The sequence below is a fragment of the Pseudomonas sp. FG29 genome, from assembly GCF_057809355.1.
This window is the reverse complement of sequence record NZ_JBMDJU010000008.1, coordinates 144168-166067: the sequence shown is the minus strand read 5'-3', so window position 1 is coordinate 166067 and position 21900 is coordinate 144168. Positions and strand designations below refer to the sequence as shown.

General features: G+C 57.4%; 18 protein-coding genes and 1 pseudogene. 9 read left to right on the top strand and 10 right to left on the bottom strand.

Going from position 1 to position 21900, the window contains the following annotated elements:
* Positions 1-2 precede the first annotated feature (2 nt).
* Entirely contained in the window at positions 3-188 is a 186-nt protein-coding gene (locus ACODS1_RS11470) for a hypothetical protein (RefSeq protein ID WP_489085737.1), read from the top strand.
* A gap of 26 nt (positions 189-214) precedes the next feature.
* Here ACODS1_RS11470 and ACODS1_RS11465 read toward each other — a convergent pair whose 3' ends face one another.
* Both ACODS1_RS11465 and ACODS1_RS11460 read right to left on the bottom strand, forming a co-directional pair.
* Positions 215-979, bottom strand: a complete 765-nt coding sequence (locus tag ACODS1_RS11465; RefSeq protein ID WP_489085753.1) for a methyl-accepting chemotaxis protein — start codon at positions 977-979, stop codon at positions 215-217.
* Between the two features lie 90 nt (positions 980-1069).
* Positions 1070-2092: pseudogene (locus ACODS1_RS11460) on the bottom strand (HAMP domain-containing protein); the annotation flags it as partial.
* Between the two features lie 148 nt (positions 2093-2240).
* Here ACODS1_RS11460 and ACODS1_RS11455 point away from each other — a divergent pair.
* The 6 genes from ACODS1_RS11455 (at position 2241) to ACODS1_RS11430 (ending at position 11746) form a co-directional block, all read left to right on the top strand.
* Positions 2241-3728 carry a helicase HerA-like domain-containing protein gene (locus ACODS1_RS11455; RefSeq protein ID WP_489085736.1) on the top strand — a complete coding sequence of 496 codons (1488 nt, stop codon included), beginning with the start codon at positions 2241-2243 and terminating at the stop codon, positions 3726-3728.
* Positions 3729-3844: 116 nt separating this feature from the next.
* Positions 3845-5920, top strand: a complete 2076-nt coding sequence (locus tag ACODS1_RS11450; RefSeq protein WP_489085735.1) for a type VI secretion system Vgr family protein — start codon at positions 3845-3847, stop codon at positions 5918-5920.
* Positions 5905-6741 (top strand): DUF4123 domain-containing protein, encoded by an 837-nt coding sequence (locus ACODS1_RS11445; RefSeq protein WP_489085734.1) that lies wholly within the window; start codon positions 5905-5907, stop codon positions 6739-6741. The genes ACODS1_RS11450 and ACODS1_RS11445 overlap by 16 nt, the downstream gene beginning before the upstream one ends.
* Before the next feature lies 1 nt (position 6742).
* Positions 6743-9862, top strand: a complete 3120-nt coding sequence (locus tag ACODS1_RS11440; protein WP_489085733.1) for a hypothetical protein — start codon at positions 6743-6745, stop codon at positions 9860-9862.
* 21 nt (positions 9863-9883) lie between these two features.
* Positions 9884-10840, top strand: a complete 957-nt coding sequence (locus ACODS1_RS11435; protein ID WP_489085732.1) for a tetratricopeptide repeat protein — start codon at positions 9884-9886, stop codon at positions 10838-10840.
* 501 nt (positions 10841-11341) lie between these two features.
* Positions 11342-11746 carry a hypothetical protein gene (locus ACODS1_RS11430; RefSeq protein ID WP_489085731.1) on the top strand — a complete coding sequence of 135 codons (405 nt, stop codon included), beginning with the start codon at positions 11342-11344 and terminating at the stop codon, positions 11744-11746.
* 304 nt (positions 11747-12050) lie between these two features.
* Here ACODS1_RS11430 and ACODS1_RS11425 read toward each other — a convergent pair whose 3' ends face one another.
* Positions 12051-12272, bottom strand: coding sequence for a hypothetical protein (locus ACODS1_RS11425; protein ID WP_322978660.1), 222 nt, complete (start codon positions 12270-12272; stop codon positions 12051-12053).
* Positions 12273-12497: 225 nt separating this feature from the next.
* Complete coding sequence (locus ACODS1_RS11420) at positions 12498-13376, bottom strand: aldose 1-epimerase (RefSeq protein WP_489085730.1); 879 nt, start codon at positions 13374-13376, stop codon at positions 12498-12500.
* Between the two features lie 94 nt (positions 13377-13470).
* On the opposite strand from ACODS1_RS11420, the gene ACODS1_RS11415 reads away from it, so the two are divergent.
* Positions 13471-14226, top strand: a complete 756-nt coding sequence (locus ACODS1_RS11415; RefSeq protein WP_322978658.1) for a FadR/GntR family transcriptional regulator — start codon at positions 13471-13473, stop codon at positions 14224-14226.
* A 33-nt stretch (positions 14227-14259) separates the two neighbouring features.
* On the opposite strand, the gene ACODS1_RS11410 is transcribed toward ACODS1_RS11415, so the two are convergent.
* The 6 genes from ACODS1_RS11410 to ACODS1_RS11385 form a co-directional block, all read right to left on the bottom strand.
* Positions 14260-15165, bottom strand: a complete 906-nt coding sequence (locus tag ACODS1_RS11410) for an EamA family transporter (RefSeq protein WP_489085729.1) — start codon at positions 15163-15165, stop codon at positions 14260-14262.
* Positions 15166-15243: 78 nt separating this feature from the next.
* Positions 15244-16524: a TRAP transporter large permease gene (locus ACODS1_RS11405; protein WP_489085728.1), complete on the bottom strand. Its 1281-nt coding sequence runs from the start codon at positions 16522-16524 to the stop codon at positions 15244-15246.
* The gene (locus ACODS1_RS11400; protein WP_322978655.1) at positions 16524-17051 is read right to left on the bottom strand and encodes a TRAP transporter small permease; all 528 of its coding nucleotides are present in this window, start codon (positions 17049-17051) and stop codon (positions 16524-16526) included. The genes ACODS1_RS11405 and ACODS1_RS11400 overlap by 1 nt, the downstream gene beginning before the upstream one ends.
* Before the next feature lie 57 nt (positions 17052-17108).
* Complete coding sequence (locus ACODS1_RS11395; protein WP_322978654.1) at positions 17109-18083, bottom strand: TRAP transporter substrate-binding protein; 975 nt, start codon at positions 18081-18083, stop codon at positions 17109-17111.
* Between the two features lie 79 nt (positions 18084-18162).
* Positions 18163-19038, bottom strand: coding sequence for an SMP-30/gluconolactonase/LRE family protein (locus tag ACODS1_RS11390; RefSeq protein ID WP_489085727.1), 876 nt, complete (start codon positions 19036-19038; stop codon positions 18163-18165).
* Positions 19039-19092: 54 nt separating this feature from the next.
* A complete protein-coding gene (locus ACODS1_RS11385) occupies positions 19093-19920 on the bottom strand; it encodes an NAD-dependent epimerase/dehydratase family protein (RefSeq protein ID WP_489085726.1) in 828 nt (275 codons plus the stop codon).
* A 368-nt stretch (positions 19921-20288) separates the two neighbouring features.
* Between ACODS1_RS11385 and ACODS1_RS11380 the strand changes: the two genes are divergently transcribed.
* Positions 20289-21314: a LacI family DNA-binding transcriptional regulator gene (locus tag ACODS1_RS11380; protein WP_489085725.1), complete on the top strand. Its 1026-nt coding sequence runs from the start codon at positions 20289-20291 to the stop codon at positions 21312-21314.
* Positions 21315-21900 lie beyond the last annotated feature (586 nt).

Below are 21900 nucleotides of genomic sequence, written 5' to 3'. Positions count from 1 at the left end.
GCATGAACGATCCATTGGACAAGGCGACCTCCAAGGCGCCGCCGACTCTGGGCGAGGGCTGTGTGCGGCGCTACGACCCGGAGGCCTTGAGCGAGGAAGACGGCACCGACTTTCCGCAGGCCGCCGAACTCTGGCGACAGTTGCAGGATGAGCAGGCTGTCGATGCTGATGACGGGAAGGACTCCTGACGGGCACTCGCGTGCCCTTCGTCGTTTCAGATGCGGAAGCTGTCGACCAGGTGCTTTAGGCGTTCGGCCTGATGCTCCAGATCGCCACAGGCTCGCAGCGTCGCTTGCAGGTTTTCCACGCCCTCCTGGTTGAGTGTGTTGATCTCGGTGATGTCCATATTCAGCGACTCGATCACCGAGGTCTGCTCCTCAGTCGCCGTTGCCACGGACTGGTTCATGCCGTCGATCTCGCCGATGCGCGCGGTCACTGTGCCTAGCCGCTCGCCGGCCTGATTGGCGATCTGCACGCTGTCTTCGCTGTAGCGCTGGCTCTCGGTCATGGTGCTGACAGACTCGCGTGAGCCGACCTGCAGCTCCTCGATCATCTTCTCGATTTCCTGAGCCGACTCCTGGGTGCGGTGCGCCAGACTACGTACCTCGTCGGCGACCACGGCAAAACCGCGGCCGGCTTCGCCCGCGCGCGCAGCTTCGATAGCCGCGTTGAGGGCAAGCAGGTTGGTCTGCTGGGAAATGCTCTTGATCACTTCGAGTATCTGGCCGATATCCACTGTTTTGCTGTTGAGCTGTTCGATCTTGGCGCAGGCATCGCTGATCTTTTGCGACAGCTCACTCATCGAGGCAATGGCCTGTTGCACCACGTGGCCACCATCCTCGGCCTCATGCCGGGCATCGGAGGCCTGCGCCGAGGCATCAGCCGCATTGCGGGCAATCTCCTGGGCGGCCGCGCCGAGCTGATTGATTGCCGCCGCCACGCTGTTGGTACGGCTGGCTTGCTCGTCGGAATTGAGCATGGATGAGTTGGAGGCGCTCACCACGCGCTTGGCGACTTCGTTCAGCTGGCCGGTGGTCGAGGCCACTTCGCGGATGGAGGCGTGAATGCGTTCGACGAAGCGGTTGAAGGAATTGGCCAGCGCGCCGAACTCATCCTGGCTCTGGATCGCCAGCCGTTTGGTCAGGTCGCCTTCGCCCTGGGCGATGTCTTCCATGGCCTTGCCCATGGCCGTCAGCGGCTGCATCAACACGCGGATCAGCAGGCCGAGCAAGGCGATGATCAGCACTACGGCAATGCTCATGGCGATGATGGCCGAGGTGCGAAATTCGCTGAGCATGCTGTAGGCCTTGTTCTTGTCGATCGACAGGCCGACGTACCACTGTACCGAGGGTAGGCCCTTGATCGGGGCGAAGGTGAGGATGCGCGTCTGGCCATCCTGCTCCACTTCGCTGAAGTTGCTGCTGATCGGCGGTGTGTCGCGGGGGTAGAGATCCGCGAGGCTCTTCATCACCAGGTTCTTGTCCGGATGCACCAGGATCTTGCCGTCACTGCTCACCAGAAAGGCATAACCCATGCCGTCGAAATCCAGCGCATTGATGATGTTCACCAGGGTCTGCAGGTTGAGATCGCCACCGACCACGCCGACTGCCGGCACCGGCGTGGCGATGGTCATGATCGGCACGTTGGTGGCTGCATCGATATAGGGTTCGGTCAGTGTCGTGCCACCGGCTGCTTGTGCATCCTTGTACCAGGGGCGGGCGCGCGGGTCGTAGCCGTCCGGCATCTTCTCGTCCGGGCGCATGGTGAAGGCCCCTTGTGCCGTCCCCAGGTAGATGAAGGCGAAGGTATTGGCCAGCGCCTTCTGCTCGAGCAGCTTGATCACATGATCGGGGCTGCTGTCGCCGGCGAAGGTCTGGGCGACGGTCTCGACCAGCAGAGTGCGTCCATCCAGCCAGTTCTGGATATTGTTGGCAGTGACATCGCCCATTTCCCGCAGGTAGTTCTGCAGGTCGTCGCGTATCGCGTTGCGTTGCAGGTAGTCGTTGTAGAGGGTGAACAGGGAGAAAGCCGCAATCACCACCAGTGACGCGGCAATCAGGATCTTATGGCTGAAACGCAGGGACTTGGCCATGGTCGTGCCTCCGGTTGACGGCTGGGAGTGTCCGTAAACCGGCAACAGCCGGATTGCGGAAGCCTGCCAGACCAAGCGAAGATCGTTCGCCGGTCTGACGTCCGTGTCGGCATATCTGCAGTAAAGCGCTAACTCAGAGGATGGCAAGATGCCTGCAAGTTCCCAGTTCATCATCGGTGCCGACGCTCAGAGGCAACCCGTTGGTCAGCCACTGCGCCTGGCCAATCGTCATGGTCTGATTGCCGGTGCGACCGGCACCGGCAAGACCGTGACCCTGCAGCGGCTGATCGAAACCTTCAGCGATGCCGGCGTCGCCGTGTTCGCCGCCGACGTCAAGGGCGATCTCTGTGGGCTGGGCGCCGCTGGCACGCCACAGGGCAAGGTGGCTGAACGCATCGCCAGCATGCCCTGGCTGGAACATCGGCCACAGGCCTATCCGCTGACGCTGTGGGACGTGCATGGCATCAGCGGTCACCCGCTGCGCACCACGCTCAGCGAGATGGGGCCGTTGTTGCTCGGCGCATTGCTCGAACTCACCGACAGCCAGCAGGCGGCGCTCTATGCCGCGTTCAAGGTGGCGGATCGTGAGGGGCTGTTGTTGCTCGACCTGAAGGATCTCAAGGCCTTGCTCGGTTACCTCAAGGACAACCCGCAGGCGTTGGGAGAGGATGCGGCGCTGTTCACCTCGACATCGGCCCAGGCACTCTTGCGCCGCCTGGCAGGGCTGGAGCAGCAGGGCGCTGAAGCGCTGTTCGGCGAGCCGGCGCTGCAGCTCGAAGACCTGCTGCATCCGGATCGCGATGGCCGTGGACGTGTGCATCTGCTCGATGCCAGCCGTCTGGTGCACGAGGCGCCGAAGGTCTATGCGACCTTCCTGCTCTGGCTGCTGGCCGAACTCTTCGAGCAGTTGCCGGAGCGCGGTGATGCCGACAAGCCGGTGCTGGCCCTGTTCTTCGACGAAGCGCACCTGCTTTTTCAGGGCACGCCGAAAGCCTTGCAGGAGCGGCTGGAGCAAGTGGTGCGGCTGATTCGCTCCAAGGGCGTTGGCGTGTATTTCGTCACCCAATCGCCCAGCGACCTGCCGGACGATGTGCTGGCGCAGTTGGGCCTGCGTATCCAGCATGGCTTGCGCGCCTTCACCACCAAGGAACAGAAGGCGCTGCGCGCCGTGGCCGATGGCTTTCGCCCCAATCCAGCCTTCGACAGCCTCGCCGTGCTGACCGAGCTGGGTATCGGCGAGGCCCTGGTGGGCACGCTGGAAGAAAAGGGCATACCGGCCATGGTGCAGCGCGTGGCCATCGCGCCGCCGCAGTCGCGCATTGGCCCTCTGAGTGAGGCTGAACGCAGTGCACTGGTGCGCCAATCGCCGTTGGCCGGGCGCTACGACAAGCCGATCGACCGAGAGTCGGCGTATGAGTTGCTGAATGCGCGGGCGGCCAAGGCGGCCGATAGCGCCGCTTCTGACAAATCCGGCAAACCAACAGACGAACCCGGTCTGGGCCAGATGGCGGGCGAATTTCTTGGGGGGATCGCCGGGCAGGCTCTCAGATCAGCAGTGCGCCAGGCTGCCAATCAATTGGGGCGCCAACTGGTACGCGGCCTGATGGGCTCGCTGCTAGGCAGCAAAAGGCGCTGAATGGGCAGGTCTCCATTTGTTGAACGGGCGCATAGTATGGGAATGCCATCATTGAACCGGTGCGCCTCGTCCGGCACCCTTCAGGCTTCGCCCAACCCATGGATGGAGACCTCGGCATGCTGGATGCCAACCAGGCGCATATCACCCTCACCATCCCCGCCGTCGAAACCGATCTCCAGGTGCTCGCGTTCACCGGCCGGGAAATGCTCAACAAACCCTATCGGTTCGACATCGAGCTGGTCAGCCCGCGGGCGGATCTCGACCTCAACGAACTGATCAACCAGACCGCCTACCTGGCCTTCGGCCCGAGCGGCAAAGGTGTGCACGGCGTCATCTACGGCGTCGAGCAGGGCGACTCCGGCAAACGCCTGACCCGCTACCGTATCGACTTGCGCCCGACCCTGGCCTACCTCGGCCACAGCTTCGACCAGCGCATCTTCCAGAATCTGACCGCGCCGCAGATCATCGCCGCCGTACTGGAAGAACACGGCCTGCTCGACGGCACCGACTACCGCATGCAGTTCGGCCCCTACGTCTACCCCGAGCGCATCTACTGCACCCAATACGACGAGAGCGACCTGCGCTTCATCCAGCGCCTATGCGAAGAGGAGGGCATCAGCTTCCACTTCCAGCACAGCGAAGACGGCCATGTCGTGGTCTTTGGCGACGACGCCAGCGTTTTCCCCAAGCTCGATCCACTCAGCTACCAGCAAGGCAGTGGCCTCTCCGCCGACCACGAAGTCGTACGCGCCTTCGGCGTGCGCCTGGAAACCCGTAGCACCCAGGCCAGTTGGCGCGATTATGATTTCGAGCAGCCCAAGCTGCAGATGGCTGCCGACTACAGCAGCGAGTTCACGCCAGCGCTGGAGGTCTACGATTACCCCGGGCGCTTCACCGACCGCACCCGCGGCAAACACCTGGCCAAGCGCAGCCTGGAACGCCTGCGCAGTGACTACGAACTGGCCGAAGGCAGCAGCGACGCTTATCTGATCTGCGGCCACTTCCTCGCCCTGGCCGGCCACCCCCGCCAGCAGTGGAACGACCTCTGGCTGCTCAATGAAGTGATCCACGAAGGCAAGCAGCCGCAGGTGCTGGAAGAGTCGGTCACCAGCAACGCCAAACCGGGTGACGGCTTCCAGCAAGGCTATCGCAACCGTTTCACCGCCACGCCCTGGGACATCCCTTACCGCCCGGCACTGGAACACCTCAAACCCAAAGTGCTCGGCAGCCAGACCGCCGTGGTCACCGGCCCTGCCGGTGAAGAAATCCACTGCGACCAGTACGGCCGGGTGAAGGTGCAATTTCACTGGGATCGCGATGGCCTGGGCAATGACACCACCAGTTGCTGGCTGCGCGTGGCCTCCAACTGGGCGGGCAAAGCCTATGGCGGCGTGGCCATTCCTCGCGTCGGCATGGAAGTACTGGTGACCTTCCTCGAAGGCGACCCCGATCAGCCGCTGGTCACCGGCTGCCTCTACCACGCCGAACACGTGGTGCCCTACGACCTGCCCGCGAACAAGACCCGCAGCGTGTTCAAGACCCTCAGCAGCCCCGGCGGTGGCGGCTACAACGAATTTCGTATCGAAGACCGCAAGGGCGCCGAGCAGATCTACATCCACGCCCAGCGCGACTGGGACGAAAACATCGAGCACGACCAGAAGATCCGTATCGGCAACGAGCGCCACGACACCGTCGAGGCCAACACCTACACCGAACTCAAGGCCGAAGAGCACCGCACCACCGACCTCGACCGCAAGGTGGAAGTACGCGCCAACGATCACCTCACCGTCGCCACCACCCAGCACAACAAGATCGGTACCGGCCTGTTCATCGAAGCGGGCAGCGAGATTCACTACAACGCCGGCAGCAAGGTCGTCGTCGATGCGGGTATGGAACTCACCGCAGCCGGCGGCGGCAGCTTCGTCAAGCTCGACCCCAGCGGTGTAACCATCAGCGGCGCGACCATCAAGATGAACACGGGCGGGGCGCCGGGCAGTGGTTCGGGGTTGAAGATCCTGGGGCCGGTGATTCCGTGGGCGGCGGATCAGGATAAGGCGGGGCGCTTAACAATGCCAATTGCGCCTAACGTTTTTGTTCGCAGCTCGCATCAAACACAACCATTCGTACCTCGTTGCGGCAAGCAGGCGAACGGTAATTGCAGTAGAGGGGATTGCCCATGTCTTTATGGCTAACGAGTCTCCCTGAAAACTCGCAGATCAAAACAACATCAGAAAATGACTGGGCTGATTCTTACTTTATAATTGATCAGGTAATTAGACCGGATGCTTTAGAAAGGCTGTATCAAGTTAGCGGAAGAGTTACAGCAAGGCGATTGTTTGTAGGTACTGATTATGCAGGGTTAAGTGATGTTGGCCCCGTGTGGATCGCGCTGAATGGCTGCCAGGAGGCAGGCCTTCTTGCTGCGACTATGTGTCAGGAGTCATTGGCAGGTATCGCAGTTTCTACTAAGTGTTCAGAAGACTCTGCTGTTGCACAGGCCCAGTATCTTTTGACTATGTATTGCGATGGCTATGGTGAAAGCCTGTGTCGCTATTATGATCCTCGGCTTTGGCATGCGCTTGCTGCCACGCTGAAAAACACGGAGCGTTTGATGGGAGGGTGGAGTGAGGTTTTAGCTCCATTTATTACGTCTGAAGAAGAGCCAAAAGTAGCGTGGCTCACCTATAAAAATGTGAAGTCTCATGCTGCTTTGCATGAAGCTGATTCCTTGGTGGTTGGCAATGAAACTCTGCTGCAGCATAAGAGGGTTCGTTGGTATTTTTGGCTTATCCAGAACTCAAGGCTACTTCGCTATCAGCTAAGTCCTGACATGTTGCAAACTTCTATCGATAATTTGCAGCTTCTGGTTAGTTATGGTATTCACGAATCTCGTCATTTGCGTCAAGCACTGCCTTTATTGTCTGATCAAAGCTTGGCTGAAGATGGTGAGGCAATGATGATTTTACGAAGCAATCTGAGTGCTGCGCAAAAGATAAAGTCTTTGGAGAAATAATATGACAGGTATGTCCCAGTTCGAATGTCTGAAAAAGCCAATAGTTCTTCCGTCGTCGATTCATGTTTCGCAGCCTGATCAGGTTTCGTTTGCCGATAATGAAGCAAGAGCTTGTGAGAAAACGATATTTTCTGATATTGCATACATTACTGGGCAGCGTCGGTTTTGGTTGTTGCCTGAGCGACTCAGGGACTTGCTGGTTGAATGCCATGAAGAACTTGTGGAGTCGCTATCCCAAGCGGACAAAGACACCCGGAATAATGCATTGGCAAGACATGGACTGCATGAGCCATTCATACCTGTGGATGCATATGTATTCCTCAATCCTGACGATCAGGGTGTATATGACGGTCTTGAGGAGGATGTCCGTCAGGTTCGTGCAGAACTGGAGGCTGATGAACCACTGGTTCTTAAGCGGTTTGAAGAAGCGGAAAAAAGATTGCTATCGCAGCGAGGCGTAGAAGCGCAAAAGCCATACTTGCAGGAATATCGAGATGCACAGCAAGAAGTTGAAGTCAAAGTCCGCGCCAGGCGAATGCATCTCAGAGTTTTGACTGCTAATAGACAGAAATTAAGAAGTAAGGGATATGCTGTAGCAAGGTCTCTAGGGTTCCATATAGAAAATAAAAAGATTTATGGGGTTCGTGAGGTTGCTATTAGAGCGGCTCTGGAAGAGTACAACTCTTTTATGGCTAAGGTTAGAAATTACTCCTTTGAAGAATATAATCGCCTTTCTAGTCAGTATGAGCCGATTTGGAATGTGCTTGATGCATATAAAAAAATAATTATGTCTTGCGATGCTGGTGAGTTAGATTGTCGTGCTCTTGGTAATTATCGAGAATACTATAGCTATTTAATAGAGTATCGCCTTGGCGGGTACATTGAGCCAATTATTAGGCTGGCTAACTTGGGTATTGCTACACCTGAGTTTGCTCTTAGCATAGCCGACAATATGGCTGGCGGCCTGAAAGACTACCAAGCATACATGGAGCTCATGCAGCAGAAGCAGTCTCTAATCAGTAGGGCCGAGGAGCGATACGAAAAATTTGTCAAGGCAACTGGGGGATTTTCACCACCACCAGCTGAGCTGCTAGAAGAGGAGCGAGCCATGCTTGCTCCTCTACAAAAAGAAGCTGATCGCCTCTTTGGTCGTGCTCAGAGAAATATGCTAAGTATTCGGCCTAGTCGACGACTTCTATGGGACACGAATAATTATGTTATGCGCGAACAAGATAGCGTATGCAATGACGACATTCCTCTCCGCGAGTTAAGCCTTGCCTCTAGTAAAAAGCCACTAGTACATATCAGTCTGTATGATCTAGCTGAAAAGTGTGATGTTGAGTTGGCTTCAAGGCTTAAGAAGGATCATGCCCGAACAGCTCGATATGCCTCTCTGCATAAAGCAGATCCAGATATGATACTAACGCAGTTTTTGGAGCGTAATGGCGCTATTTCAATTGAGGAGCAAGATTCCAAGTGGTTCGACAAGAACGGCGTTTTTCTTCCTGAAGAATTTTTTTCCAAGCTAAACGACGCTGGACATGAGATCCAAGGCTTGGATGCTTATGCCGAGCAATGGGGCCAGCATCTTACTCAGATGGTCTTTGAGGACAGTGCACGGCAGCAGCTCATTCTTTTTGATACATCTTATCAAGCGCAGTTCGTCAGAATGCTTGGTATGGGGAGTAGTGCAGATAGTGTAAATAGCCTCGTTCGCTATAATTCTCCCAGTGTAATACCTGTTGCCGAATTGGATGTGTTAAGTACGCGACTTGATACGTTAGATGTATCAGGCAGCGCAGATGCGAGCGGGATTGACTCAGACCCCAAAGTGATGAAAGAGAGGAGACTCGCAAGCGCAGAGTTGGGGATGACAGTCAACCTTGCGCGGGCTGAAGTAGATCTGGTTAAGATCGAACTCCCTCCAAAGAGCGAAGCGGTTCCTGTCGAGCTACGATTTATTGATGGTGATGGACAAGAAGCCTCTCAGTCGATGGGAAGTTTTTATCTTAACTATAGTGTAGTTGCTTGGGGGTTTGCGGGGGTGAGCTTAATGATGGCCCGCGAAATTGCACTGAAAGTCGACGAAAAAGGCCTGCCAAGCATAAGTGGAATTGATTTTGCTAAACGCAGTGGGTTGCTAGGAGAGCTTAAGCTTTATGCCGGGGCCGAAGTGGGCTGCACAATAGAAGGTGGAGTTAATTGGAGGCCACCTAAAGATGTAGCAATCCTTAATTCTGGCCTGTCCAGTGAGATAAACTGGATTACTCTTTTGGGTGCTAAACTTGATGCGTCTATCGGAGCTGGTGTCGGAATTGAATTCGATTTTAATTTGATGATGGATAGAGGCAGGCTCATGCTCTGCATCAAAGCTGCAGTATTCTTCGGGCCCGGTGCTAAAGGAGCATTTAGCTTTGAGGTCAATGGAGCAGCCCTTGACAGTATCCTTATGCTCTATCGTCGAATCCTTATGAAAAATAATTTTCGTCGAATCCACTGGATCGATGAGAATGCATTTACCTACCTTAGTAAAGTTACACTTTTTGGGTGCGTTACACTGGGGAGTATGGCTGAGTTTGGCGCTTTACTTTCGGTCAAGGTAGACTCCTTAATCGATGAAATTACAGGTAAGCCTGGTAAGCGAGCTGGATTGCTTGCCTATACAATTGCTAATGATATTCGACAAGATGCGATGGCGCGATGGTTCCTAGGTATGCCGCCAGAGACTCTAGGTCCATTGCTGTATACTCTTACGAGTACTCCGCATGATTTCAGTTTTCAAAGTCGAAACAATGATGAGGTTAAGTATTTTTCGGACGAAGAGGCATGTGAGTTTCAGCAGGTTGCAATATACCGTTGCCTGCTCTGGGTAAAGGGTAATGCGCTTGGTAAATCATTCAGCTCTACGACTCCAAATGCGGCGCAGATTCTATTCCAAAAAGCGTTGGAGCGAATGAGCATCGATTCAGGGCACTCAGATAACAAGCTGACTGTGGCTATCAATAATCGTAAGCAGCTTGATAGTTTTATGGGACGATATTCTAGGAAGAGGAGTGTTCTTGCAGCGCAGAGGGCTTACAGCTCTTTAGTTAGAGAGTTATCACTGTATTTTTATGATTAATTTGTTTGATGAGGGGTTTCCATGAGGATTGGAGTGATTTTGCTGTTTCTCGGTGCATTATTTTCAGGTTTATCACATGCGCAAGAAGCTGGCGAAGATTATTTTGAAAAAGGAATGGTTCTTTATAATCAGAATAAATGGGTAGAGTCACAGCCTCCGCTAAAGGTGGCTGCAGAGGCTGGCGGGCGAGAGGCTCAATATTATTTAGCTGAGTCTATAAGGCTGGCAAATAGGTACATGACTAATGAAGCGGCTAGCTGGTATGTGGCGGCAGCAGAGCAAGATGATATATTTGCCATGTTGCGTTTGTCAAAGCGCGACACGTTATGCATTGCAAAAAATTGTGCTAAGGATAATAAGTTTTGGGAGAAAAAAGCACTTGAGGTCGCAGGAAGAAAAGCCAGCGAAGGCGATAGTTATGCCATGTACGCCATGTATTTCTTAACAGGAGATAAAAAGTGGTTGATGAAATCAGCCGAGGCAGGGAATGGTGAGGCTGGATATTTTCTAGTGCGATTAATGCTTGACGATACTTGGGATCGTGAAACAGGAAGGTCAGCTCTGACTAAGGTGGCTAAGCAATATCTCGAAAAAGCAGCTTTCGATGGAAATCCCAATGCCATGGAGTTGTTCTCCGAGTTTCTCAGTGAAGAGGGTGACTACCAGAGCTCAAAGAAATGGCTTGAAAGTTGTTTGGATACAAGTCATTACGAATGTATATTGCGAATGGAAATGATCCATCAAGGCGATAATATAAGAGATGAGGGGCTTGGCTATAAGCCTGAAAAGGCTATAGCTTATGGTTTGTTCTTGTTTAGGGTTGATTCGCTCGGTTCCCCCAAGCCTGAGACCGATCTCACGCCAGAGTTTAGAGAGTCTTTGACAAATGAGGACAAGGCTCGCGGAGAGGCCTTTTTTAAGGAATGGAAAAAAACGCATCCACCTGTCTCTTACCATGTCAGGAAATTTGGATTTTAAAGATAACGCCAGGTCAGGTGAAAAACGAGAGCAACGCCTGGCTAATATGACGAACGACGCACACTTACGACCTCCTACTGCACGTAGGTCTCTTCAGCAATGGTCTGTACGCGTAACCGCTCGACTTGTCCTTTCTAGTCCTTGGCCAATTACAGTACATCTGCGAACAATTGTTTTAGCGTTGTTGGATCATCAGGAAATTTTTCGGGTACGGCAATTATGGCCGCGGATTATACCGGCTCATGTTACGAAATGAGGTTTCAAAACCTGATGCGGACGGGCACGTCGTAAGTCGATATCGTTGATCACTCTGTTCAGCTTTGGGATATGAGCGTTCAGCGGGCTATGGGTATGTAGGATTTATGGAGTGCTTACGATAGAAGCAAATTTTCTGCTTTCTTGTTATTTGCTAAAGAACGGCTATTTAAAGCGATGCATGGCTGTTGTCTATAATATGTTTGCACGAATGGGCTTCGTGTTTTTCTTCACTAGGTGATTGTAATGAAGTTGGCAGTTATATCGTTTTTGGTGTTTTTGTTGCTAGGGCCTGTATTTTTTTTGCTGTTCACGAGTCGTGGGGATGTTTTTAATATGAATGTGTCATACTTTCTTGTGTTCTATGTGGTGTCTGTGCCAGTAATTATGCTTGCATGGTTTGTTTTTTTGTATTTTACGGCTCCATTGGCAAGAGTCCTTAGTCTTTCATCTGTGGGGCTTGGGCGTGCTGCTGTATTCGGTGTCGTGGCTGGATTTTTTGTTTCTTACATTTCAAATTTCTTGCCTCCTTTGTTTTTAAGGGTCAATGACTCATCTATTTCTTTTGCGCTTGCAATTGCTGTTTGTGCTTCTGTTAGCTGCTTCTCACCAATTAATATAGATCTCAGCGATAGAGGGCGTGATAAATAAGTGGCTGGAGTAGATCGCGGCTCTAGTAAAGAATAATTTGCTCACTAGAGAAATTTTGCAGGAGTAGGATATTAGCTGTCATTCGCTCCAGTATATTCAAAATTATTGAAGTTTTGTTTTTGCAAGGGACGGTCTGAGGCCGCACTGTAGTATGAGCGGATATCTACAGCCGACGCTTCTTTTTTGCTCTGTGGCTTTGGTGATATTTTTGAAGATGGCAATGATCCGCCAGCCGCTTTACGCCGTTTTTATTCTTCGGTAGCTATTTCGGTCACTTGGCGAATCCCTTCGCCAAGCACACTTTTCAGCTCGCCGCTTCGTTGGCGGCGTCCTGTTTTTCCTGGCGTTCTTTTTCGATCTTTTCGAGTTCTTTGTCGAAGGCCTGGTCGAGCAGGCTGGGGCGTTTGCGCCAGGGCTTGCGGTCGGGATCCGGCTGGGCGGCGTAGGTAATGACTTCCCCGCCGTAAACATCCTTGTAACGCTGCGCCTGGCGCTCGAGTTCGGCGCGCAGTTCGTCTTTCGTCACTTGGCTTTCCTGTGGTTTCTCATGATTCGAACGGCGCGTGAGGCATCGTGCTTCACTGTGGCGGCCATTCGTTTGGGGTAGGTCGTACCAGTCTGGTTTTATGACCTGTCAGTATCGTTGGAGTCCATCTTTTCCGTTTCGTTACATTGGATTATGCAACGGCTTTTGGATAAGTGACTCGCAGCGCACTCCGCATTATCGCGAAATGCCCAAGGCTGTCCAGTATCAAGAGGCTGGTAGTGGTCGATAGTGCAGGCTGTAACGCAAGCGTGTGGTTTGATCGCGGTGCAGCAGAACGAGGCCTGGCCGGCCCGGTAGGTGGTGGGCGTTGACCGGGTGGCTGACCGGTTCGAAGCAGAAGAAGTTCTGCTCGGTTGGGCAGAACAACAGATAGACGTTGGTATCCGTAGTGTTGCACTGCAACTGGTAACCATGATCCGGCTGGACGATGCAGGCCTGGCCGTTCCAGTCGGTGAAGGCGTTGTCCACCAGCTCTTGTGGCAGCGCGCGCTGTTCATTGAAGTCCCAGTCGGCCGGAATGGTGATGTGTTCTCGGGAGAGTTTGTCGTCATCACATAGCCACACCGATCGCGCCGAGGCTTGCAGGCGAGTGGCTGGCGTGCGCGGCAGGTAGGGGTGCAGGCCCAGGCCATACCAGGTCGGCTGTTCGCCCTGGTGGGTGACGTACAGAGCCAGGCTCAGTTGCCCTTCGTGCAGGGCGATCTCGAAGCGAGCACGGTAGGGGAAGGGCACTTGGCTGTGCAGTTCCAGCGTCGCCGCTTGTTCGCTCTGGTGGATGACCTGCCAAGGTTGCTGCCAGGCACTGCCGTGAATGGGCAGGGCCTCGTGGCTGGTATTGGCCTGCAAGGCGAGCCAGCCGTCCGGGCAATCGAAGCCGCCGCCGCCAATACGGTTTGACCAGGGCACAAGGGGATAGCAGGCCAGCTTTCTGGGGTTGGCGCTGGCCAGCGCTTGCTCGTCTGACGGCCTTAGCAGTGGCAAGCCATCGCTCAGGCGCACCCAGTTGACCAGGCTGGCGCCGATTTCCGGCGCCACGGTCAGGCGAGTCAGGCTATCTTGCAAGGTAAGCATTGGCGTCGACATGGCTGGATACCGCATGTGCGTTAATTGATAGTGTCATCGTACAACCGCTGGGCTATGATTGCCGTTTGACCGTTAACCGAGAATCGCCGCCGATATGGACAACACTCCCGCCCAACCCAGGGCACGTCGCAAGCACCGTAGCCTGGCCCAGGAACTGGTTGCCGAGCTGTCGCAGCGCATTCGTGATGGCGTGATCAAGCGCGGCGACAAGCTGCCGACCGAGTCGGCGATCATGGAAGAGCAGGGCGTCAGCCGTACGGTGGTGCGTGAGGCATTGTCGCGGTTGCAGGCGGCCGGCTTGGTGGAGACCCGTCACGGCATCGGTACCTTCGTGCTCGACACACCCAGCGCCAGTGGTTTCCGCATCGACCCGGCGACCATCGTTACCCTGCGTGATGTGCTGGCCATTCTCGAGCTGCGCATCAGCCTCGAGGTGGAGTCCGCCGGTATGGCGGCGCAGCGCCGCAGCGATGTGCAACTGCAGGCGATTCGTGAGGCGCTGGACGCCATCAACGAAAGCACGGCCAGCTCCAGCGACGCGGTGTCCTCGGATTTCCATTTCCACCTGCGCATCGCCGAGGCGACCGGCAATCGCTACTTCACCGATATCCTCAGCCATCTGGGCACCAGCATCATCCCGCGCACCAGGGTCAATTCCGCCCGTCTGGCGCATGATGATCAGGCGCACTACATGGCGCGCCTGGAGCGTGAACACGAGCAGATCTTCGAGGCCATCGCCCGCCAGGACGCCGAGGCGGCGCGTGCCGCGATGCGCCTGCACCTGACCAACAGCCGCGAGCGCCTGCGCCAGGCGCATGAGGCCGCCGAGGCTGAAGCGCTGCACGGTTGACGAACCCAGCTGGCCGGTCTGCATGATCGGCCGTCAGCGCTTGTAGGCCAGCAGGATCACCCCGCCGACCACGATCAGTCCGCCCAGCACCTGCAGGGCGCCGAGCACCTGGCCGAGAATCATCCAGCCGAACACCATGCCGGCCACAGGCTCCATATTCATCACGGGGGCGTTGTGGGCGATGTTCAGCCGTGGCATGCAGATGAACAGGGTCGAGAATGCCGCGCCATACAGCACCACCAGGCAGGCCAGCGCCACCCAGCCAGACATAGCGCTGGGCAGGCTCAGACCGCCAGGGAGCAGACCGCTGACTCCCAATGCGCTGGAGGCGACGAGTACCACGCTCAAGGTGAGCATGCTGCGCACCGAGCCAGCCAGCTTGGACAGGCGGTTCTCGGTGATCCACAGGGCCACCGCGAAGACCGCGGCAGCCGTCAGGCTGAAGAGGATGCCGGCCAGCCACTGACCATCGGTGGCATCGCTGCCGAACAGGCGTCCCGGCACATCCAGTACCAGCACCAGACCGAACAGGATCAGCCCCATGATGCCCACCGCCTGGCGGGTCGGCGCTGCGCCGCCCAGCACCCAGGTCAGTAGAGCCAGAAGGATGGGCGAGAGGTTCACCACCAACAGCGCCAGGGCCACCGGAATGCGCGCTACAGCCGAGTAGATGCAGAAGCTCTGGATCGCGATCAGCAGCCCCAGCAGCAGCTGCCAACCCCAGGTGCGTGCACCCAGGCGCAGTGATTCGCGGCGCCAGAACACCAAGGCCAGCAAGGCCACCAGGGTGACGCCGGCCCGGCATAGCATGGCCAGCAGCAGGCCGGTGTCATGGTCGAAGGCGATACGCGCGGCGATATGGTTGCCGGCGAAGGAGCAGGCGATGAGCGCCAGAATCAGCACGGCGATATGGCGAGGGAAGAGGGTGGAGCTGTGCATGACGAAAATCCTGTTTGTCATGGCCCAAAGTAAAACGCCGCCCGATTGGGCGGCGTTCGGTTGGGTTGCCCGGAGTGGTTAGAGCACGACGCTCGGCAGCCACAGCGAGATGGCCGGAATGTAGGTGACCGCCATCAGTACGGCGAACAGCGCGACGTAGAACGGCAGCAGCGCTTTCACGGTGCTTTCGATGCTGACCTTGCCGACGGCGGCGCCAACGAACAGTACCGCACCGACTGGTGGGGTGATCAGCCCGATACCCAGGTTGACCAGCATGATCATGCCGAAGTGTACCGGGTCGACACCGAAGGAGGTGACCACCGGCAGCAGGATCGGCGTGAGGATCAGGATCAGCGGTGCCATGTCCATCAGGGTGCCGAGTACCAGCAGCATGAAGTTCACGCACATCAGGATCACGTAGCGATTGTCCGAGAAGGTCAGGAAGGCTGTGGTGATCTTCGACGGAATCTGCATCAGGGTCATGATGTAGCCGAACGCGGCGGCGAAGGCGATGAGGATCATCACGATCGACAGCGTACGCACGGTGCGATGGAGCATCTTCGGCAGTTCACTCCACTTGTAGTCGCGGTAGATGAACATGGTGACGAAGAACGCCCAGACCACCGCCACGGCTGCCGATTCGGTGGCGGTGAACACGCCACTGAGGATGCCGCCGAGGATGATGCCCATGGTCATCAGGCCCCACAGGGCCTCGGCGCAGATCTTCAGCGCCTGGCGCAGCGGAATCACTTCACCCTTGGGGTAGTTGCGCTTCCTGGCGAACATCAGGCACAGCGCGGCCATGGTGAAACTGAGCAACAGGCTTGGACCGATGCCGGCGACGAACAGCGCGGCGATGGATACCGTGCCGCCAGCGGCCAGCGAGTAGATCACCGAGTTGTGGCTGGGCGGGGTGAGCAGCGCCTGTACCGAGCCTGAGACGGTGACGGCGGTGGAGAACTCGCGCGGATAGCCTTGCTTTTCCATTTCCGGGATCAGCACCGAACCGACCGAGGCGGTATCGGCCAGCGACGAGCCGGAGATGGCGCCGAAGAAGGTCGAGGCGGTGATGTTGACCAGTGACAGGCCGCCGCGAACGAAGCCCACCAGCACCCCGGCGAAGGCCACCAGGCGCCGCGCCATGCCGCCCTCGGCCATGATTGCGCCGGCCAGGACGAAGAACGGAATGGCCAGCAGGGAGAATTTGTTCACGCCGCCGACGATCTGGATCATCACGGCATGCAACGGAATATCGATCCACCAGGCGCCGATCAGGGCGGAGATGCCCAGGGCATAGGCCACCGGCACACGGAGGAGGATCAGGGCAATGAAGCTGCCCAGCAGGATCAAGGCGTCCATTACACGGCCTCCTTGGAGTCGGCGCAGTTTTCGTAATCGACGACACGACGCTGGTGTTGGTCGCCATACAGCAACTGCTCGATGACGAACAGCAGGGTGATGAAGCCGCCCAGCGGAATGGGGGCGTAGCTGATGCCGACGCGCATCCAGGTCAGCGTGCTGAGGTACTGGTTCCAGGTCGCCACACACAGCTTGTAGCCCCAGATCACCATGAACAGGCTGATCGCGCCCATTGCCAGGCGCACGAACAGGGTCAGCAGCGGTTGTAGCGTTTCAGGCATGCGGTCACTCAACACCTGCACGGCCATGTGCGCGCCAGCGCGATAGCTGGCAGCAGCGCCGACGAAGGTGAACAGCACCATCAGCAGAATGGCGATCGGCTCGGGCCAGCCCAGGCCCTGGCCAAGCACGTAGCGACTGAATACACCCCAGGGGATGATCAGGGCCATGATCGTGATCGCCATCCCGGCAACTGCGATGCAGGCCCGGTAGATGACGTCGTTGACGCCCAGTACCAGGTTTTTCATGAGACTTCACCAGAGGCGGCGCCTTTCGGCGCCGCGACGTTCTTCAGGAGGAGGGAGTTACTTGACCGCTTCGATGCGCTTGATCAGGTCGGCGAACTGCGCGCCGTACTTGGCACGTACCGGTGCGGTCGCGTCGTAGAACGGCTTGGTATCGACTTCGATGTACTCGACGCCTTCGGCCTTGAGCTTCTCGTCGCTGGCCTTCTCCTTGGCCGTCCACAGTTCACGCTCTTCCTGCTGGGCTTCCTTGGCCAGCTTCTTGACCAGGGCCTGCTGCTCGGGAGTGAGCTTGTTCCAGGTGGTCTTGGACATCAGCAGCGGCTCGGGGAGGATCAGGTGGTGGGTCTGGGTGTAGTACTTGGCCACGCGGAAGTGGTTGTGCTCGAGCAGGGTCGGCGAGTTGTTCTCGGCGCCGTCGATCACACCGCTTTGCAGGGCGCTGAAGATTTCACCGGTGTCCATGGCGATGCCGTTGGCACCCATGGCATTCAGGGTATCGATGAACAGCGGGTTGCCGATCACACGGATCTTCATGCCCTTGAGGTCTTCGATCTTGCGCACCGGCTTCTTGGTGTACAGGCTGCGGCTACCGGCTTCCATCCAGGCCAGGCCGACCATGTTGAAGTCCGAGTCGGTGATGGCGTCGAGGATTTCCTGGCCGATTTCGCCATCGACTACCTTGCGCATGTGGTCAACGTCGCGGAACACGAAGGGCATGTTGAACACGTTGGTGGTCGGCACGACCGGGCCCACCGAGCCGAGGCTGACGCGGGTCAGTTGCACGGCGCCAATCTGGGTCTGCTCGATCACTTCCTTCTCGGAACCCAGTACACCGCCCGAGAACATGCGCGACTTGAGTTCGCCATTGGTGGCTTCTTCAAGCTTCTTGCCCAGGTGTTCCATGGCGACCACGGTTGGGTAACCCGCCGGGTGGATCTCGGCGATCTTCAGCGTCATCTCGGCCTGAGCGAAGGAGGACAGGCCGAGCGCCAGCGGAAGTGTGGCGAGAAGCAGCTTGCGTTTGAGGTTCATGCGGAAAGCTCCATCTTGTTGTTGTTGGTGAACAGCATGGCTAGCCGGTACCGCTGTGGCGGCCCGGGGTGGATCGGATTCAGGGCTGGTAGGAGGGCTCCTCGATGCCGCGTACGCCTGGGTCGAGGGCGAACACGCCGCCTGCCAGCGGCTGGTCGGTGAGGTCGCCGCCCGGGCGGATCGAGGTGACGAACAGGGTGTCCAGGTTGGCGCCACCGAAGGCGCACATGGCTGGTTTCTTCACCGGCACGGCGAGTGAGCGGTCGAGGCGGCCATCCGGGGTGAAACGGTGGATCAGGCCGGCGTCGTTACCGCAGATCCAGTAGCAGCCGTCGACATCCATGGCCGCGCCATCCGGGCGACCGGGATACAGGTTCATGTCGATGAACAGGCGGCGGTTGTGCGGGGTGCCGCTGTCGATGTCGTAATCGAAGGCCCACACCGCCTGCACCGAGGGGTGCGAATCGGACAGGTACATGGTGCGGCCGTCCGGGCTGAAGGCCAGGCCGTTGGGCACGATCAGGTCATCGAATACCTGCTGCAGTTGGCTGTCGTAGCGATACAGCGCACCGACGCGTGCGCCGGCGGCCATGTCCAGCAGCATGGTGCCGGCCCAGAAGCGGCCCTGACGGTCGCAACGCCCGTCATTGAAGCGCATCTGCGGGCGAGCATGTGCAACCTGTACCAGACGCTCGGATTGCAGGCTGCCATCGTCCTGAGGGCGCAGATGGAACAGACCACTCTGCATGCCGGCGAGCCAGCCGCCAGCCGGATGAATGGCAAGGCAGGCGAGCATCTCGTCGGCTTGCCAGCTTTGCGTTTGGCCATCGGCCAACTGCCAGCGATACAGGCGCCCGGCGGGTATATCGGCCCAGTAGAGCGCTTGTTCGGCGGCATGCCAGACCGGGCTTTCACCGGTGGCGTTGCGGGCGTCGAAGATCAGTTCGGCTGACATGCGGGTTCGTCACTCTGTTTGTTGTTATGACGTGGCGGCGGTGTCGGGAGCGCTTCAGTCGTCGCCAAAAGGCCCCGCTGCAACGAAGGCGCCGCCCTGGTAGATGCGCGCCGGATCATCGGCTGCCGGCATCGGCTGCGCTTCGACCTTGGCGCGGAATACCTCTGAGCTGTCCTTGGCCTCGAAGCCCAGATGCGCGGCGAACTGGTTGTCCCACCACACATCGCGGTTATCGGACATGCCATAGACCACGGTATGGCCGACCTCTGGGGTGTAGAGGCTGCGTTCGATCAATTGGGTCAGGTCGTCGTAGCTCAGCCAGGTGCTCATCATTCGGCGGTTGGCCGGCTCGGGGAACGAGGAGCCGATCCGGATGCTGACGGTCTCGATGCCGTAGCGGTCGAAATAGAAGCTGGCCATGTCTTCGCCGTAGGACTTGGACAGGCCGTAATAACCGTCAGGACGACGCGCCGAATGCGCGTCGAGCTTCTCGTCCTGCTTGTAGAAGCCGATGACGTGGTTGGAGCTGGCGAACACCACGCGCTTCACGCCATGGCGGCGCGCCGCTTCGTAGATATGGAACACGCCGCAGATATTGGCGCCGAGGATTTCCTCGAAGGGGCGCTCGACCGAGACGCCGCCGAAGTGAATGATGGCGTCGACGCCCTCGACCAGTTGATGCACGGCGTTCTTGTCGGCCAGGTCGCAGCGCACGATCTCTTCATGCGGGCCGGCGGCGGGCGCCATCTCACCGATATCGGACAGACGCAGGATGCTGGCATAGGGGCGCAGGCGTTCGCGCAGTACCTTGCCCAGGCCGCCGGCGGCGCCGGTCAGCAGCAGGCGATTGAAAGGGCGCAGTTCGCTGGAGGTGGTCGTCATGGCGGGGCCTGAACTCTAGATTGCTTGTTGTTATTGGGTTGTCATACGTTGTCGTATGACTTGGGGTGATTATCAACATCTGCCCCGGGGGATGTCAACGTGAAACCAGCACTGAATCAGGACTTTTCATCCAGCTCTGGATACGCCGCCGAGCATCGGGAAAGCGCCATTCTGCAGCTTTTTACAGTCAAGCCGGCGGCTCTATCTCAGGCATCTTGATGTTTTTCGATAAGTATTGGGCCGCCGCTTGAGCCATACCGAAACGGTAGCTTGCATCAATAGGGCCTATTCGACCAATGTTGTATGACAACTATCTTACTCAGGCGTTAGACACAAGGTCTCTCACCTGAATGCCCAAGGAGTGACCGATGAGCAGGCGATCTTCAGCTGGACGTACTGGCAGCGCCCCCACACTGGTCGACGTGGCCAAGGTGGCGGGTGTGTCTCCCATTACCGTGTCGCGCGCCCTGGGGCGCCCCGAGGTGGTGACGGCGACGACGCGCAAGCGGGTGCTGGAGGCCGTGCGGACGACAGGCTATGTACCCAACCTGGCGGCAGGGGCGTTGGCTTCCAGCCGCAGCCGGCTGGTAGCGGTTTTTCTGCCGACCATCGCCAACTCGATCTTTGCTGATACGGTGCAGGCGCTGACGGATCGCCTGGCGGCCGCCGGCTACCAGACCCTGCTGGGGCTGACCGGTTACAGCCCGGAGCAGGAAGAGGCGCTGCTCGAAGCCGTGCTCGGCCGCCGGCCAGACGGCATCGTGCTCACCGGCACGGAGCACACCCAGGCCAGCCGCGAGCGCCTGGCTCGGGTTGGCATTCCCGTGGTCGAGGCCTGGGACTTATCGGCCAAACCGCTGGACATGCAGATTGGTTTTTCCCACGAAGCGGTGGGCCAGGCCGTGGCAGATTATTTAGTCGGCAAGGGCTATCGGCGTATTTCGGTGGCCACCCTCGACGACCCGCGCGGTCTGCGTCGCTACCGCAGCCTGGCGCAGGCGTTGGCTTCACAGGGCGTCGAACTGCTTGGCGCACAGATACTACCTGCCCCGGCGACCCTCGCGGTCGGTCGTGAAGGTTGTGCCAGGTTGCTAAAGGACGGGCGGGCCGGTGATGTGGTGGTGTGCAGTTCCGACACCCTGGCCCAGGGCGTACTGGCCGAGGCCGCCAGTCGTGGCCTGCGCGTACCGGAGGATCTGGCGGTCATCGGCTTCGGCGATCTCTCCAGCGCCGCACACAGCCATCCACCGCTGACCACCATCCGTATCGACGGTCCGCGCATCGGTAACGCCATCGCCGAGGCACTGCTGGCCCGCATCGCCGAACCGGCTCTGGCGCGCCAGCCATTCAGGCTGGATGTGGGGTTCGAGCTGGTGGGGCGGGGGAGTGGGTGAAGCTTGTATGCGATGGCGTTGTATGGAATTGCAATTGTTGCAGCTACTCTGATCTGCTTCTGCTTGTACGTCTTCTCCTTTCGAGTCTTGAGTTTCACAGTCACTAGGTATTAATCTGCCAGCCCAAGGCTGTTGCCTTGTTGCTTAATGAGAGCATTAGCGAGACGCTGCTCTTTAAATGTTGATTGGACGAAGGAACGCCCCAATGCTTTTTCTAAGTAATAAGTGTGCACTGCTTTTCATCTGGACTACCCTGCTTCTGTTTACACAGTCCTCGTGGGCCGATTCAGATAATTGCAGAAGCGAGTCGCCTGATGTATGCCCTGAATGGATGCCTTCGACGGCTGATATTGCTAAAACTATTAAGGCTTATAATCGACAGCTGATAAAAGAGGGCATCTTGGAGCTCGATATCGGGCCTGTGATCCATACCAGTATGTCTACTATTTCGTGTGGCGCTCTAGGCCAGCAAAGAGCTTCGGGCTTTGTATGCGGCGGAGCAATGACCTATTGGGACTTGTTCGGTAGGAAAGATGTACTGCAATTCAGTCCCACATTGCGAGTGACGGATAGTGGAAATATTGCG

Coding starts and splice junctions, on each gene's coding strand:
- ACODS1_RS11400 (WP_322978655.1), bottom strand. CDS start 17,051: ATGAAAAACCTGGTACTGGGCGTCAACGACGTCATCTACCGGGCCTGC.
- ACODS1_RS11420 (WP_489085730.1), bottom strand. CDS start 13,376: ATGTCGACGCCAATGCTTACCTTGCAAGATAGCCTGACTCGCCTGACC.
- ACODS1_RS11470 (WP_489085737.1), top strand. CDS start 3: ATGAACGATCCATTGGACAAGGCGACCTCCAAGGCGCCGCCGACTCTG.
- ACODS1_RS11405 (WP_489085728.1), bottom strand. CDS start 16,524: ATGGACGCCTTGATCCTGCTGGGCAGCTTCATTGCCCTGATCCTCCTC.
- ACODS1_RS11450 (WP_489085735.1), top strand. CDS start 3,845: ATGCTGGATGCCAACCAGGCGCATATCACCCTCACCATCCCCGCCGTC.
- ACODS1_RS11440 (WP_489085733.1), top strand. CDS start 6,743: ATGACAGGTATGTCCCAGTTCGAATGTCTGAAAAAGCCAATAGTTCTT.
- ACODS1_RS11410 (WP_489085729.1), bottom strand. CDS start 15,165: ATGCACAGCTCCACCCTCTTCCCTCGCCATATCGCCGTGCTGATTCTG.
- ACODS1_RS11390 (WP_489085727.1), bottom strand. CDS start 19,038: ATGTCAGCCGAACTGATCTTCGACGCCCGCAACGCCACCGGTGAAAGC.
- ACODS1_RS11380 (WP_489085725.1), top strand. CDS start 20,289: ATGAGCAGGCGATCTTCAGCTGGACGTACTGGCAGCGCCCCCACACTG.
- ACODS1_RS11455 (WP_489085736.1), top strand. CDS start 2,241: ATGCCTGCAAGTTCCCAGTTCATCATCGGTGCCGACGCTCAGAGGCAA.
- ACODS1_RS11430 (WP_489085731.1), top strand. CDS start 11,342: ATGAAGTTGGCAGTTATATCGTTTTTGGTGTTTTTGTTGCTAGGGCCT.
- ACODS1_RS11465 (WP_489085753.1), bottom strand. CDS start 979: ATGCTCAATTCCGACGAGCAAGCCAGCCGTACCAACAGCGTGGCGGCG.
- ACODS1_RS11445 (WP_489085734.1), top strand. CDS start 5,905: ATGTCTTTATGGCTAACGAGTCTCCCTGAAAACTCGCAGATCAAAACA.
- ACODS1_RS11415 (WP_322978658.1), top strand. CDS start 13,471: ATGGACAACACTCCCGCCCAACCCAGGGCACGTCGCAAGCACCGTAGC.
- ACODS1_RS11385 (WP_489085726.1), bottom strand. CDS start 19,920: ATGACGACCACCTCCAGCGAACTGCGCCCTTTCAATCGCCTGCTGCTG.
- ACODS1_RS11435 (WP_489085732.1), top strand. CDS start 9,884: ATGAGGATTGGAGTGATTTTGCTGTTTCTCGGTGCATTATTTTCAGGT.
- ACODS1_RS11395 (WP_322978654.1), bottom strand. CDS start 18,083: ATGAACCTCAAACGCAAGCTGCTTCTCGCCACACTTCCGCTGGCGCTC.